This is a genomic window from Pseudomonas sp. BF-RE-22, assembly GCF_019956155.1.
GTDB lineage: Bacteria > Pseudomonadota > Gammaproteobacteria > Pseudomonadales > Pseudomonadaceae > Aquipseudomonas > Aquipseudomonas migulae.
In genome coordinates, this window is the sequence record NZ_JAHBDD010000019.1 from 12369 (window position 1) to 25578 (window position 13210).

15 protein-coding genes are annotated in these 13210 nt (G+C 60.1%); 4 read left to right on the top strand and 11 right to left on the bottom strand.

The features are described 5' to 3' along the window. Positions 1-4: 4 nt before the first annotated feature. From KGA82_RS11765 to KGA82_RS11785, 5 genes are read right to left on the bottom strand one after another with little or no spacing between them, the layout of a single operon-like run. The gene (locus KGA82_RS11765) at positions 5-835 is read right to left on the bottom strand and encodes a DUF2797 domain-containing protein (protein ID WP_223450420.1); all 831 of its coding nucleotides are present in this window, start codon (positions 833-835) and stop codon (positions 5-7) included. Further along, positions 832-1092, bottom strand: coding sequence for a YeaC family protein (locus tag KGA82_RS11770; RefSeq protein ID WP_008028592.1), 261 nt, complete (start codon positions 1090-1092; stop codon positions 832-834). The genes KGA82_RS11765 and KGA82_RS11770 overlap by 4 nt, the downstream gene beginning before the upstream one ends. 26 nt (positions 1093-1118) lie before the next feature. Then, positions 1119-1988 (bottom strand): rhomboid family intramembrane serine protease, encoded by an 870-nt coding sequence (locus KGA82_RS11775; RefSeq protein ID WP_223450421.1) that lies wholly within the window; start codon positions 1986-1988, stop codon positions 1119-1121. After that, positions 1985-2959, bottom strand: a complete 975-nt coding sequence (locus KGA82_RS11780; protein WP_223450454.1) for a metallophosphoesterase — start codon at positions 2957-2959, stop codon at positions 1985-1987. The genes KGA82_RS11775 and KGA82_RS11780 overlap by 4 nt, the downstream gene beginning before the upstream one ends. Continuing rightward, positions 2956-3846, bottom strand: coding sequence for an NAD(+) kinase (locus KGA82_RS11785; RefSeq protein WP_007988608.1), 891 nt, complete (start codon positions 3844-3846; stop codon positions 2956-2958). The genes KGA82_RS11780 and KGA82_RS11785 overlap by 4 nt, the downstream gene beginning before the upstream one ends. A 112-nt stretch (positions 3847-3958) precedes the next feature. Here KGA82_RS11785 and KGA82_RS11790 point away from each other — a divergent pair, with 112 nt between their 5' ends. Continuing rightward, complete coding sequence (locus KGA82_RS11790; protein WP_223450422.1) at positions 3959-4909, top strand: DUF1853 family protein; 951 nt, start codon at positions 3959-3961, stop codon at positions 4907-4909. 114 nt (positions 4910-5023) lie between these two features. Here KGA82_RS11790 and KGA82_RS11795 read toward each other — a convergent pair whose 3' ends face one another. The 3 genes from KGA82_RS11795 to KGA82_RS11805 all read right to left on the bottom strand — a co-directional run bounded on the left by KGA82_RS11795 (position 5024) and on the right by KGA82_RS11805 (position 7378). Then, a complete protein-coding gene (locus KGA82_RS11795; RefSeq protein ID WP_207286639.1) occupies positions 5024-6307 on the bottom strand; it encodes an arsenic transporter in 1284 nt (427 codons plus the stop codon). A gap of 29 nt (positions 6308-6336) precedes the next feature. Beyond that, positions 6337-6684, bottom strand: coding sequence for a metalloregulator ArsR/SmtB family transcription factor (locus tag KGA82_RS11800; protein WP_008028603.1), 348 nt, complete (start codon positions 6682-6684; stop codon positions 6337-6339). A gap of 133 nt (positions 6685-6817) precedes the next feature. Continuing rightward, entirely contained in the window at positions 6818-7378 is a 561-nt protein-coding gene (locus KGA82_RS11805; RefSeq protein WP_008028605.1) for an NADPH-dependent FMN reductase, read from the bottom strand. A gap of 176 nt (positions 7379-7554) precedes the next feature. Here KGA82_RS11805 and KGA82_RS11810 point away from each other — a divergent pair, with 176 nt between their 5' ends. Together KGA82_RS11810 and KGA82_RS11815 are read left to right on the top strand one after the other, a co-directional pair. Next, positions 7555-7782, top strand: a complete 228-nt coding sequence (locus tag KGA82_RS11810; protein ID WP_008028606.1) for a hypothetical protein — start codon at positions 7555-7557, stop codon at positions 7780-7782. An 88-nt stretch (positions 7783-7870) separates the two neighbouring features. Continuing rightward, positions 7871-8764, top strand: a complete 894-nt coding sequence (locus KGA82_RS11815) for a LysR family transcriptional regulator (RefSeq protein WP_008038270.1) — start codon at positions 7871-7873, stop codon at positions 8762-8764. Here the strand turns inward: KGA82_RS11815 and KGA82_RS11820 are convergent. From KGA82_RS11820 to dnaQ, 3 genes are all read right to left on the bottom strand, one after another. After that, positions 8730-9344, bottom strand: a complete 615-nt coding sequence (locus tag KGA82_RS11820; RefSeq protein WP_223450423.1) for a GNAT family N-acetyltransferase — start codon at positions 9342-9344, stop codon at positions 8730-8732. The genes KGA82_RS11815 and KGA82_RS11820 overlap by 35 nt on opposite strands. 14 nt (positions 9345-9358) lie before the next feature. Further along, entirely contained in the window at positions 9359-11614 is a 2256-nt protein-coding gene (locus KGA82_RS11825) for an Orn/Lys/Arg decarboxylase N-terminal domain-containing protein (RefSeq protein WP_223450424.1), read from the bottom strand. A gap of 243 nt (positions 11615-11857) precedes the next feature. After that, on the bottom strand, positions 11858-12616 hold the full coding sequence (gene dnaQ / locus KGA82_RS11830) for a DNA polymerase III subunit epsilon (protein ID WP_008038265.1): 759 nt from the start codon (positions 12614-12616) through the stop codon (positions 11858-11860). Between the two features lie 190 nt (positions 12617-12806). Between dnaQ and KGA82_RS11835 the strand changes: the two genes are divergently transcribed. Further along, entirely contained in the window at positions 12807-13118 is a 312-nt protein-coding gene (locus KGA82_RS11835; protein ID WP_223450425.1) for a DUF2388 domain-containing protein, read from the top strand. The last annotated feature ends 92 nt before the right edge of the window (positions 13119-13210 follow it).

Here is a 13210-nt window from a genome sequence, read left to right on the forward strand (position 1 = left end):
GTCCTTACTGATGCACGGCGAGCTGATAAGCCGTGTATTTACGAATATTGATCACGCCGGTGTCGAAGATCAGGTACTGGCCCTTGATCCCCAGCAGCGTGCCTTCGGCAATCGGGTTCTTGTCCAGGTTGAAGCTGACGATTTTGGCCGGGTATTGCTCCACCGGATAACGGATCTCCAGCGGCTCGGCATCGCTAATAGTCTGGATCGCCTGCAGACCAAATCGTTCCTGCAAGGTTTGCAGGCCTTCGGCGCAGCTTTCAAACAGCTGATCGCGAACTTCGACAAGGTCCACCGAAACCGCTTCGCCCTTGAGTAAAGCACGCCAGTTGGTCTTGTCCGCCACCTGACTGCGGAACAGGTCTTCGACGAAGCCTGACTGCTGACGGGTCGCGACACGCATGATCGGCAACGCCTGACGAGCGCCCTGGTCGATCCAGCGCGTCGGCAGTTGGGTCGCGCGGGTAATCCCGACTTTGACCCCGGACGAGTTCGACAGATACACGATGTGATCGGTCATGCAGAACTTCTCGCCCCACTCCGGCTCACGGCAGGTGCCGGCGTCGTAGTGGCAGCGCTCCGGGCTCATGATGCAGACATCGCACTGCGCCAGTTTGGTCATGCACGGGTAGCAGTAACCCTGGCTGAAACTGGTTTTGGTCTTGCGTCCGCAATGGCAGCAGTGGATCGCCCCCAGGTATTCCAGACGTACCGTGGTGCCGATCAACGGGTTGACCGGCACTTCGACATCGTCCAGACGAAACGCGTACTGCACGTCGGCCCCGTCCAGGCGGGCCGACATTTTACTGATTGCACCGCGGCCAATCTCGATCAATGGATGGCATCCGACTTGAACAGGATATTGGGCACTTCAATCGACTTCGAGCCACATTCCTGCACGCCCATGTAACCGGTGCGCTGGTCTTCGGGCAGGTTCTGGATTTCCCAGGCGATCATCGCTTGCAGCGACAGCTCGCGTTGCTCGGCGGTGAGTTTGCCACCGTCGGACCATTTGCCGATTTCCACCGCCAGTTTCAGGCTCTGGTAGATATCGGGGGTGATGTTTTTGATCATTTCGTTAAAAGAGGACATCAAGGTCTCCGAACTTACATAACTTTTTAGGCGGCCAGTTTACGGCGGTTGTACAAACCACCCAACAAACCGGTGAAGCATCCGATGAGTAACCCGCCGACGTGGGCGGCGTTCGCAATTTCACCGAAGCCGATCATCGAGACCAGCCCGGACAGGCACAGCAGCAGCCACACCAGCATCATCACCAGCACCCCGCGAGGCAGGCGATAAGCACGGTTCGGCGACAGGATCTGAAAGATCCAGCAATGCCCGAGCAGGCCATACAGCACGCCGGACAACCCGCCAAACAAGGTCGGGCCGCTGAAATAAAACTGCGCGTAGTTCGACACCAGGGCGAACAGCAGGGTCAGGCCGATCAGGTTGATGCCGCCTTGACGCGACTCAATGCGTCGCCCCAGTTCCCAATACCACATGCCGTTCATGGCCAGGTGGAGGATGCCGAAGTGGATCAGCATCGGCGTCACCAGACGCCACCACTGCCCCGCTGCCAGGCTGTCGGCCAATGGCGTGAAATGGATGTATTCGCCGACCACCCGGAAATCGAGGAAGGTCAACCAGCGCATCGTGTCGAGGTTTTCGCCCAGCAGCGTCACCGCACCGACGATCAGGCTCAGCAGCAGCACCGCTGCCGTCGCTTTGGCGTGGCGCAATTGCTCGACGAAGCCGGGACGCTTCGTGGTGATCGCCACCGGGATGTCCAGTTGCTGATCGGGATCACCCGCCGGAAAACGCTCGTACAACGCACGCACGTCTTCACTGATATTGGCGGGCACCCACAACACCTGCTCGCCCTGCTCTTCGCTGACCCGATGCGGCACCTGCATGCGTTGCAGCAGTTTGACGAACCCGCTCAGATCCACCGCCAGCGGCAGGCGTAAAACGGCCACGGCGCTCATCGCAGTGCCTCCGGCCGTTCGACGTCGACCCAGACGAATTTGTGCGGATCGAGCCGGGTTTCCTGATCCAGTCGATAGGCGACCAGCTTGCCGTAAAGCACCGCGCTGTAATCCAGGCAGGCCAGGTTCGGGCGGATCGGCGCCGGTTTGCCGCTGCGCCAGTAGTGGCCGACGAACAACAAGGGCTCGTCAACGCCATAGCGCAGCAAAGTGTTTTTCTCGGTGGACGATAGCGGCGTCCGGGCCACGGGTTCCGGTAAAGCGTCAGGCTGGAACACGATGTCTCCGTAGGTTTGCGGGTCGTCTTCCCAGAATTTGGTGCGGAAGAACGAGCGCGTCAGGCCATCGCCGCTGGTCATGGTCAACCCGTCAGGCAAGCGCATGTCGGTGCCGCGCAGCAAACGGTCGAACACGGTGCAGGCAAAACTGCCCGGCACGGCCGAGGCCTGGAGGAAATGTTCATCGACGCAGCCATCGGAAAACAGAGCGCGTAGCGGCTCGATCAAGCCCGCATCCCAGCAGGCGTGAACCACACGGAAACGCCCGGCATCCACAAACAGCGGCAGTTCGTAGAACCATTGCTGGAAGTCATGCCAGTCCGCGGGATGGTCTTCAAACTGGGTCAGGGTTTCACCCAGCAAGCGCGCATGACGTGGCGTGTGCTCACGGACGAATTGCTTGCCGCTGCCCGGCGGCGCTGGCGTGCTCCAGCCGAGTGCGTTGAATTCATGGTTGCCCATGATGCACAACGCCTGGCCAGCCTCGACCATGTCGTGGACGATGTGCAGCGCCTCGCGAATCCGCGGGCCGCGGTCGATGATGTCACCGACGAACACCGCCATGCGCGACGGATGCCGCCAGACGCCGCCCTGTTTGTGATAACCGAGCAGGTCGAGCAAGTGCTCAAGGGTCAGGGCGCAACCGTGCACGTCACCGATAAGGTCATAACTTCGCGCGGGATCGAGCATCAGTCGCCTCCACCCCCCAACTTGCTGCCCCAGCCAAGTTTGGTCCGGCAGACTTCGTAGTAGTTGTGGTCGAGCGGATGAATCAGCCGCAGCTTCTGCGCTTTCTTGCTCACGGTGATGGTGTCACCCGGCGCGCAGGTGAAGTGGTTCTGCCCGTCACAGGAGACTTGCGGGTAGATCTGCATATCCTTGGACACGACGATTTTCAGCTCACTGTTGCCATCGACCACAATCGGTCTGCCCGACAAGGTATGGGGGTACATCGGCACAATCACAATAGCGTCAAGCTTGGGGTGCATGATCGGACCGCCCGCCGACAGCGCGTACGCGGTCGAGCCGGTCGGCGTGGCGACGATCAGGCCGTCGGCCTTCTGGCTGCAGACGAACTGGCCGTCGATGTACAGCTCGAACTCGATCATGCGCGTCGATTTGCCGGGGTGCAGCACCACGTCGTTCAGCGCATCGCCCTGGCCAATGGCCTCGGCGTGGCGGCGGACTTCGGCTTGCAGCAGGAAGCGGTTTTCCACCAGATAGTGGCCGTCGAGCACTTCGGCGACTTTGACTTCCAGTTCATCGGGGCGAATATCGGTCAGGAAACCGAGGCTGCCACGGTTGATGCCGAGCACCGGAATATTGTGTCGGGCCAGTGCGCGTGCGGCGCCAAGCAGGCTGCCGTCACCGCCGACCACAATCACCATGTCACAGACTTCACCGAGCATCTTGCGCGACGAAGTTTGCAGGCCATGACCCGGCAGGACTTCAGCGATGGTGTCTTCGAGGATCACGTGCAGGTGACGATCGAGCAGAAACCGTTTCAGTCGGCGGACGGTATCCAGCACCTGCGAACTGCCCAGGCGACCGATGATGCCGATATTACGAAATTGCTCCATGGTGCCCCTACGGTTTGCGACGGCGAAAATCACGATTATGGGCGAAAGCGCGGGATAGACAAAATCCTTTCAGCCACAAGGGCGCACTCAGGTTTAGGGCTATGCTCGCAAGATGATCCTATTTCCCGATTTGCTGCAGTTACCCCACCAGTTGCGCCACCCCGAGGTCCGCGACCTGGCCTGGGTCATCCTCGCGCCGCCGATGCTGGCGGTCACGCCGTGGCCGCAACGCCATCCACTGGCCGGCAGTGACTGGGTGCAGGCACCGGAACGGCTGGAACTCTGGCTACGGCAACTGGATCACGACAGCTACGACTTGCTGCACTGGCTGGCCCAGGCCCGGACCCGGCGCCTGGGTCTGTATTACGAACGGCTGTGGCAATACGCGGTGCGCCATGCACCGGGCATCGATCTGATTGCCGCGAACATGCCAATCCGTCGCGAAGGGCACACGCTGGGCGAACTGGACATGCTGCTGCGCGATCGCGACGGCGTGCATCACCTGGAACTGGCGATCAAGCTTTACCTCGGCCCGCAAAATGGCGCGGGACATAACACCGCGCAATGGCTGGGGCCGGGCTGCCATGATCGGCTGGACCGCAAACTGGCGCACCTGAGCCAGCATCAGCTGCCGATTTCCGCGCGACCGGAGAGCCGCGAGGTCCTGGCGGCGCTGGACATCCAGCAGTTCAGTGCGCATTTGTGGCTGGGCGGCTATCTGCTTTATCCGTGGCCGGGGCAATCCGAAGCCCCGAGCGGTGCGCACCCACAGCATTTGCGCGGTAGCTGGCTGCATCAAAAGGACTGGAATGATTTTGTCACGCAGCGCCCGTTCGGTCGCTGGCAACCCCTGCCCCGCCATGCCTGGCTGGCGCCGGCGCACTACCCGGCCGAGCAGACCTGGAGCACGCAACAGCTGCAAGCGTGGCTGAGCGATCTGGAACCGCTGGCGCCGGCGCAGTTGTTGGTACGGTTGATCGAGAATGCCAATGGAGAGTGGGAGGAAGCGGAGCGGTTGTTTCTGGTGGCGGATCTTTGGCCGAATGTGCCGGGCAGTGGTTAGTTTTTGTAGTGACTAGACTGGCCCCATCGCGAGCAGGCTCGCTCCCACATTGGATTTGCGGCGTTCACAAAATCCCTGTGGGAGCGAGCCTGCTCGCGATGGGGCCGACGCGGTCTAAACGGACAACCGCACAGCCAACGCCGCCAACGTCACCAACAACACCGGCACCGTCAACACAATCCCGACCTTGAAGTAATACCCCCAGCCGATCCGAATGCTCTTGCGCTCCAGCACATGCAGCCACAACAACGTCGCCAGGCTGCCAATCGGCGTAATCTTCGGCCCCAGGTCACTGCCGATCACGTTGGCGTAGATCATCGCCTCTTTCACCACTCCGCTCGCCTGACTCGCGTCAATCGACAGCAGACCAATCAGCACCGTCGGCAGATTATTCATGATCGACGACAACAGCGCCGTCAACACACCCGTGCCCATGGCCGCGCCCCAGACGCCGTAACCGGCAAAACCGTCCAGCCAACCCGCCAGATACCCGGTGAGCCCGGCGTTGCGCAGGCCGTAGACCACCAGATACATGCCCAGCGAGAAAATCACGATCTGCCACGGCGCTTCTTTCAGCACCTTGCGCGTGGAAATCTTGTGGCCTCGGGCAGCAATGGCCAGCAGCAACGCCGCGCACACCGCCGAAATGGCACTGATGGGAATACCCAGCGGTTCCAGCGCAAAACACCCGATCAACAGGATCAGCAACACCGCCCAACCGGCATAAAACGTCGCCGTGTCATGGATCGCACTGGACGGATGCTCCAGTTGCTCAGGGTTGTAATCCTTGGGAATGTCGCGCCGGAAAAACCACATCAACACCGCCAGTGTCGCCGCAACGCTCACCAGGTTGACCGGAACCATCACCGCCGCGTAGCGATTGAAGCCGATGTGGAAGAAGTCGGCAGAAACGATGTTCACCAGGTTCGACACCACCAGCGGCAGGCTGGCAGTGTCGGCAATAAACCCGGCACCCATCACGAACGCCAGGGTCGCCGCCGGGGAAAAGCGCAACGCCAACAGCATGGAAATCACGATGGGCGTGAGGATCAGCGCCGCCCCGTCGTTGGCAAACAAGGCCGAGACCAGCGCGCCGAGCAGCACCATGTAGGCAAACAACTTGCGCCCACTGCCCCGTCCCCACCGCGCGACATGCAGTGCCGCCCAGGCAAAGAACCCCGCCTCATCCAGCAACAGGCTGATGATGATCAGCGCGACAAAAGTGCCGGTGGCGTTCCAGATGATCTGCCACACCAGCGGAATATCACTGAGGTGCACCACACCGAAAATCAGCGCCAGCACGGCGCCGAACACCGCACTCCAACCGACACCGAGGCCTTTGGGTTGCCAGATCACCAGGGTGATGGTCAGCAGGAAAATCAACGACGCAATGAGCATGCAAAGCAGCCTTCAACAGAAATCAGGGATTAACAGCAACGTACAGGTCGATCGGTCATGGCTTGAAGGCGTGCGACATCGGCAGCCAGCCAGCCTTGATGTTCAGCCAGCGCGCCGTGCAGCAGAGTGACGACCCAAGGCGCCAGGTCCGGGTGCAGGCGGTAGAACACCCATTGCCCCTGACGGCGGTCCGCCAACAGCCCATTGCTACGCAAGAGCGCCAGGTGACGGGAAATTTTCGGCTGACTCAAGTCCAGCCCGGCGGTCAACTCGCACACGCACAACTCGCCTTCGCGGGCGATCAACAGCGCGATACGGCTGCGCGTGTCATCGGCCAGGGCCTTGAAAACATCGACAGGACTGTAAGAGTCGGACATACAGGGAAACGCCTCCGGACAAACGAGGCGTGAATATATGGAATTTCGAATATCCAGTAAAGCAAAGTCTGGAAACGATTGTTTGTGCAGCCGCTGCCGAGCCTGCATTCGGCAGCGGCTATCAAAGTGGTATTCAGACTTTCTTATGCTGCTCGACCCACTGCCCGTAAGCATTGATGAAACTCTGCAAAAACGGCTTCACCGTCTCGGACAATCTGCCCGCTTCATCGAAGGCCGAACCGGCACCGCTCAAGTAGGCTTCCGGTTGTTGCATGCAAGGCACATTGAGAAACACCATGGACTGGCGCAAATGATGGTTGGCGCCAAACCCGCCGATAGCCCCCGGTGAACAGCTGATCACCGCACCCGGCTTGCCACCCCAGGCGCTCTTGCCATACGGACGCGAACCGACGTCGATTGCGTTCTTCAACGGTGCAGGAACCGAACGGTTGTATTCCGGGGTGACGAACAGCAACGCGTCGGATGAACTCACTTGTTGCCGGAAAGTGCTGTAGGCTGCCGGCGGTGATTCGCCATCGATGTCTTCGTTGTAGAGCGGCAAGTCGCCAATTTCGACGATGTTGAGCTTGAGATTTGCAGGTGCCAGATCGGCCAGGGCCAACGCCACCTTGCGGTTGATCGATTCCTTTCTCAAGCTGCCGACCAGAACGGCGATCGTGTAGACATTGCTCATGGAAGATTCTCGACTGTCCGAAGGAAAGAGCTTGTAGTTATAGATGACGATTCAAGCAGTGGGCGACTGAAAAACGCCGCCCCTGACTATTTTTTTCCTGTAGGAAAACTTACCTCGCCCAACCACGGTCTACAGAACCGCAAATTGAGTGATTTATCTCCAGAGGTTCTAAGCAGATGGCAGCAGTACTCGTCAGTCAGTTCCATGCAAGAGACGCGGAAGGCCGTGTCTATTCCGTGCATGAGTTCCAGGAATCCACCCCGTCGGCAGATGGCCTCACCGCTGTCACCACTTACAAGCTGGCCATTGGCGATCGCGTCAACAAGCTTGATGAGAACGAGTTTCTGCTGGTGCAATCGGGCGTCACCCTCATTCGTGAACCCGAAGCCAGCGTCGCCTCATAACCTCGCGTTATGAGCAGAAGTCTTATGCGCGGACTTGGGTTAGGATTCAGCCACTGACTCCCTCACCTGCTGAACATGGACTTCACGCATGCGTTTACGTCATATCGAAGTGATCCAGGCGCTCCTGCAGACCGGTCACCTTGGCACCGCCGCCGAATGGCTGCAGCTGCCAGTGGCCGAGGTCGAAGGCATTCTGCGTGACGCTGAGAGTCAGTTGGGTTTCATGCTGTTTTCCAGCGTGCGCGGACGCTTGCAAGCCACGCGCGAGGCGCGGGAGCTCCAGGTCGAAATCGCCCACGTCTACGATGCGCTTGAGCCGGTCCTGCGACTGGCCAGCAGCCTCAAGCAATATCAGGCCCCACCCCTTCGCATCATTTGCACGCCGCCCTTGGCACAACAGTTGTTGCCACAGAGCATCGCGGCGTTGCGTCGACGCCTCCCCGACGTGCCTTGCAGCCTCCTGAGCCAACCCACCCGCGACATCGTCAGAAGCCTGCTGCTGCGCGAAAGCGATCTGGGCCTGAGCCTGCATGATCCCGACCATGCCGACATTCATTGCCAGGTGATTGCCCAGGGCAAACTCCAGCTACTGGCCCCCCATGGCTGGCTGCAACCGAAGCAGAAGTACATTTCGCTGCAAGACCTGGCGGGGCAGTCGATGGTTGGCCTGGAAGGTCATGATCCACTGAGCCCGGCGCTCGACAACAAACTGCACGCCCTGCGCCCTGCCCCGGTGATTCACACTCGGGTTCAGACTCACCAGATGATGCGCAGCATGGTCGAAGCCGGTGAAGGCCTGGCAATTGTCGACCCGTTCACCGCGCTCGGGGCCAAATCCGCCGGCCTGGATGCCTGCCCGCTGGCGCCCGCCGTGCCGATCAGCGTCTACGCCCTGACCCTGAAGAACGGCGAGCCATCCCCCGCTCTTCAGGCACTGCTGGACATCGTCACGGAACAAGCCGTGGCGATGTTGGCGAGCTGATCGGGCTTTCCAGCGGATTGTCGAATAGTCGATACCAGAACAATGCGATTTCGGCGGTGTTCGGGTCGATGCCGCGATAGCGCAGATGATCGACACCCCCCATCACATAACCGCAGCGCTCATACAGCCGACACGCGCCCAGATTGTTGTTCTGGGTTTCTAGCATGATGCCCGGCAGTTTTTTCTTGCGGCTCCAGAACTGCGCCACATCCAGCAGCGCCTTGGCCACGCCATGCCGGCGGGCCGGCGCGTGGACCGCCAACTCGTCAATATGGGCAAAGCCGTTCCAGTTGGTGCTGACCACCAGGTGGCCCACTGGCTCATCATCGAGATAAGCCATGAAAATCGCGCTGTCGGCGGCGTCGCGGAAACTGCTGAATTCCTCGGGATCGATGCCATAGCACTTGCGGTAAGGGGTGATTGGCGTGACCGGCCATTGCTCCATCGGTTTGCCGATTTCGGCTGCGACATAGGCCGTGACTTCAAAACTGAAATCACTGCCCCAGATGTAAGCCGCAAAGCCGTCGTCGGCAACGCGAACCGACAGCCCTGGGTATTTCGGATTCATGACCGGTTGCATACTGGGAAAGGTCCTCACTCCTTGATGCAATCGACGGTGTAATGCCGTCCATTGCCCTCGTCTTCGTGTTGCAAGCCGTGCACATCGACGACAAACCCCGGGAAACTGCTATCGAACGTGCGGGCAAACGCCAGGTAATCGATGATCGAGCGGGTCGACTCGGTGAAACGTTCGCCGGGCATGATCAACGGAATCCCCGGCGGATACGGCACCAGCATCACCGCGGCAATGCGGCCGTCCAGTGCATCGATGGACACGGCTTCCACCTCGCCACGCACCAGATGATCATAAGCGTCAGCCGGCTTCATGGCGATTTCCGGCAACACGGTGTACATGCGCTTGAGATGTTTGGCCGTGGCATTGCTGCGGTAACAGGCGTGCAGTTGATCGCACAAATCGCGCAGCCCCATACCCTTGTAACGCGCGCCTTCCTGCTGCGCCACGCAGGGCAGGCAGGTCAGGAGGCTGACGTTGGCGTCGTAACTGCGCTTGAACTCCAGCAACTCGGTCAGCAGCGTGCTCCATTTGCCCTTGGTGATGCCCATGGAGAACAGCACCAAAAACGAATAGAGCCCGGTCTTCTCGACCACCAGCCCACGCTCCCAGAGGAATTTGCTGACCACCGCCGCCGGAATCCCGCGTTCGCTCAACGCACCGCCGGCGGTGAGGCCCGGCATCACCAGCGTGACCTTGACCGGATCGAGCAGCACGTAGTCATCGGTCACGCCGCCAAAACCGTGCCAGTCGGCATCGGGTTGCAGCAGCCAGTCTTGCGTCACCACGCGCTCGATGCCTTCCACCGACGGCGGCTGCCAGATGGAGAACCACCAGTCATCAGCGGCAATGTGCTGACGCAAATTCGCCAGTGCCCGACGGAAACTCAGGGCTTCGTCGAACATTTCCTGCAACAGCGAGCGACCCGCCGGACCTTCCATCATCGCCGACGCCACATCCAGAGAGGCGATGATGCTGTACTGCGGCGACGTGGAGATGTGCATCATGAACGCTTCGTTGAAGCGGTCGCGATCCAGTTGCCGCGCACCGCCGTCCTGGACGTGAATCATCGAGGCCTGACTGAACGCCGCCAACAGTTTGTGGGTGGAATGGGTGGTGAACACCAGCGGGCTGTCCGCACTGCGCGCAGTGCCCATGCCGTAACGTCCGGCAAAAAATTCGTGAAACGCCGCATAGGCATACCAGGCTTCATCGAAATGCAGCACCTCGACGCTGTTGCCCAGGCTTTGCTTGATCAGTTCGGCGTTGTAACAGAGCCCGTCGTAGGTCGAATTGGTCACCACCGCCAGTTTGACCTTGGGCGCACGGCCCTTGGTCAACGGGCTGGCGTCGATCTTGGCCTGAATCGATTCGCGGCTGAATTCACTCAGCGGAATCGGGCCGATGATCCCCAGTTCGTTGCGTTCCGGGCACAGGTACAACGGAATCGCGCCGGTCATGATGATCGAGTGCAATACCGACTTGTGGCAGTTGCGGTCTACCAGCACCAGGTCATCGCGGGCGACCATCGAATGCCAGACGATCTTGTTGGCCGTCGAGGTGCCATTGATCACGAAAAAGGTGTGATCGGCGCCAAAGTTGCGCGCCGCTCGCGCTTCCGCCTCGGCCAGAGGGCCGGTGTGGTCGAGCAGCGAACCGAGCTCCGGCACCGACACCGACAGGTCTGAACGCAGGGTGTTTTCCCCGAAAAACTGGTGAAACGCCTGCCCCACCGGGCTCTTGTGATAGGCCACGCCGCCACCATGGCCCGGCGTGTGCCAGGAATAGTTGGAGTCGGCGGTGTGTTGCACCAACGCCTTGAAGAACGGTGGCAGCAGGCCATCCAGGTATTTGCGTGCGGCTCGTGCGACCTGCCGTGCCAGAAACGGCACGGTGTCTTCGAACAAATAGAGAATGCCGCGCAGCTGATTGAGCTCGTCCATCGCATCGGCGGGGGCGTTTTCCAGCGTCACCTGCTCGCCCAGCGCGAAAATCGGCAAATCCGGCGCACGCACCCGCGCCAAGCCGATCAGTTCGGCCATGTTCTGCAACAGATGGGAATTGGCGCTCGGGTCTTCGGCGGCGATCAACATGCACGAGAGGCCATGATGGGTCGACGCGACCAACCGCCCTTCGGTGTAATCCACTGCCGAGACAATGCTGAAACCTTCCTGCTCCAGCTCCCGGGCGATGCCACGCACCCGATCACCGGCAACCGTGTCGGCCTTGATGTCGCGATGGACGATCAAGACCGGGAATCTCAAATCTTTATACATGGGGCTCAGTGTCCTGAGGCGGCAGTCCGTAGCCTGCCAATAACCTCAGGGTAGAGGGTTGAGGCGCTTGTGGCGAGTGCAATGCCCCGAAATGGGTCACGAGTGGATCGCATAACCCTGTAGGAGCCGGCTTGCCGGCGATGGCGGTGGGACAGTCGACACGTTCATCGTCTGAACGGACGCTATCGTCGGAACGCCGCCCGCAGCAAGCCGGCTCCTACAGGTTAGTGTCTATCTCGAGATTTACGCCTGAGCTTCAGCCTCAAGCAGTTGCTGCCACAACGATGGCGCACCAGCGGATTTGGCGATGACTTCCAGGCGGGCCATGTGTTGCGCCAAATCATCTTCACTGGCGCGGATGATACGGGTTGGCTGGCGATCGGCCGGCAAACGGCGGATCTCCGTGGCGGAGTTGTCCGCCCCTTCACCAGACCCGTTGCCGTCGGACGCATTGCCGGCCAGCGACAGGCTGGTCTGGCCGCCGGTCATGGTCAGGTAAACGTCGGCGAGAATCTCGGAGTCGAGCAAGGCGCCGTGGAGTTCACGACCGGAGTTGTCGACGCCATAACGTTTGCACAAGGCGTCGAGGCTGTTGCGCTGCCCCGGGTGACGTTCCCGGGCCATCATCAGGGTGTCGAGGATCGAGCAGTGTTGCGTGATGTCCGCTCGATCGTGCTGGCCCATCAGGGCAAATTCGTTGTTGATGAAGCCAACGTCGAACGCCGCGTTATGGATGATCAGCTGCGCGCCCTTGATGAATTCGAAAAACTCATCAGCCACTTCCGTGAAGCGCGGCTTGCCCACCAGGAATTCGTTGGTGATGCCGTGAACGCCGATGGCGCCTTCATCACTCTCGCGGTCCGGTTGCAGGTAAACGTGAAAATGCCGACCGGTCAGGCGCCGACCGATCAACTCGACACAACCGATTTCGATAATCCGGTGGCCGTCGGTCACCGGCATGCCGGTGGTTTCGGTATCGAGTACAACGGATCTGGTGGCCATCAGTGCTCAGCTCTCAACGGGTCAATCGTGCAAAAGCGGCGATGTTAACACGCCCACGGGATCAGGCGTGCGCACAGGCAAATGACTGCGACTCATGCAGTTTTTAACAATCATTAGCAATGTTCATAAAGTCTGGCAAAGAACGGCTTGATAGCGTGCGCGGCTTGTTTCCGATGGATTTGAGTTCGTCATGACCACCACACAATCGCTACGCCTGCTGGTCCTGTGCAGTTGCCTGATCGCAACCACCGCCCAGGCCACCAGTTTTGTAATCAGCACCGATATCACGTTGAGCCTGACCTTGAGTTCGTCCAAGGGCACGAGCGGATCATTCAAGGACGACAAGATTGTGCTGGCGGCCAAGGATGATGCGGCAGCGTTTGTGGCGAGTGACGGGGCGATTCGCGGGGCGCGAATTGAAGCGGCATTCGAGAGGATTCGTGGCGGGCTGAGCGATCAGTATTCAGACCAACAATTGGCCAACGCCATTTTGATGCTGTGAACACCGATCTTGTAGGAGCCGGCTTGCCGGCGATAGGTCCTGAGCCTTGTATTGATCTCGGGAACGCTATCGCCGGCAAGCCGGCTCCTACA

Coding starts and splice junctions, on each gene's coding strand:
- KGA82_RS11770 (WP_008028592.1), bottom strand. CDS start 1,092: ATGTCCTCTTTTAACGAAATGATCAAAAACATCACCCCCGATATCTAC.
- KGA82_RS11775 (WP_223450421.1), bottom strand. CDS start 1,988: ATGAGCGCCGTGGCCGTTTTACGCCTGCCGCTGGCGGTGGATCTGAGC.
- KGA82_RS11785 (WP_007988608.1), bottom strand. CDS start 3,846: ATGGAGCAATTTCGTAATATCGGCATCATCGGTCGCCTGGGCAGTTCG.
- KGA82_RS11790 (WP_223450422.1), top strand. CDS start 3,959: ATGATCCTATTTCCCGATTTGCTGCAGTTACCCCACCAGTTGCGCCAC.
- KGA82_RS11795 (WP_207286639.1), bottom strand. CDS start 6,307: ATGCTCATTGCGTCGTTGATTTTCCTGCTGACCATCACCCTGGTGATC.
- KGA82_RS11800 (WP_008028603.1), bottom strand. CDS start 6,684: ATGTCCGACTCTTACAGTCCTGTCGATGTTTTCAAGGCCCTGGCCGAT.
- KGA82_RS11805 (WP_008028605.1), bottom strand. CDS start 7,378: ATGAGCAATGTCTACACGATCGCCGTTCTGGTCGGCAGCTTGAGAAAG.
- KGA82_RS11810 (WP_008028606.1), top strand. CDS start 7,555: ATGGCAGCAGTACTCGTCAGTCAGTTCCATGCAAGAGACGCGGAAGGC.
- KGA82_RS11815 (WP_008038270.1), top strand. CDS start 7,871: ATGCGTTTACGTCATATCGAAGTGATCCAGGCGCTCCTGCAGACCGGT.
- KGA82_RS11820 (WP_223450423.1), bottom strand. CDS start 9,344: ATGCAACCGGTCATGAATCCGAAATACCCAGGGCTGTCGGTTCGCGTT.
- KGA82_RS11825 (WP_223450424.1), bottom strand. CDS start 11,614: ATGTATAAAGATTTGAGATTCCCGGTCTTGATCGTCCATCGCGACATC.
- dnaQ (WP_008038265.1), bottom strand. CDS start 12,616: ATGGCCACCAGATCCGTTGTACTCGATACCGAAACCACCGGCATGCCG.
- KGA82_RS11835 (WP_223450425.1), top strand. CDS start 12,807: ATGACCACCACACAATCGCTACGCCTGCTGGTCCTGTGCAGTTGCCTG.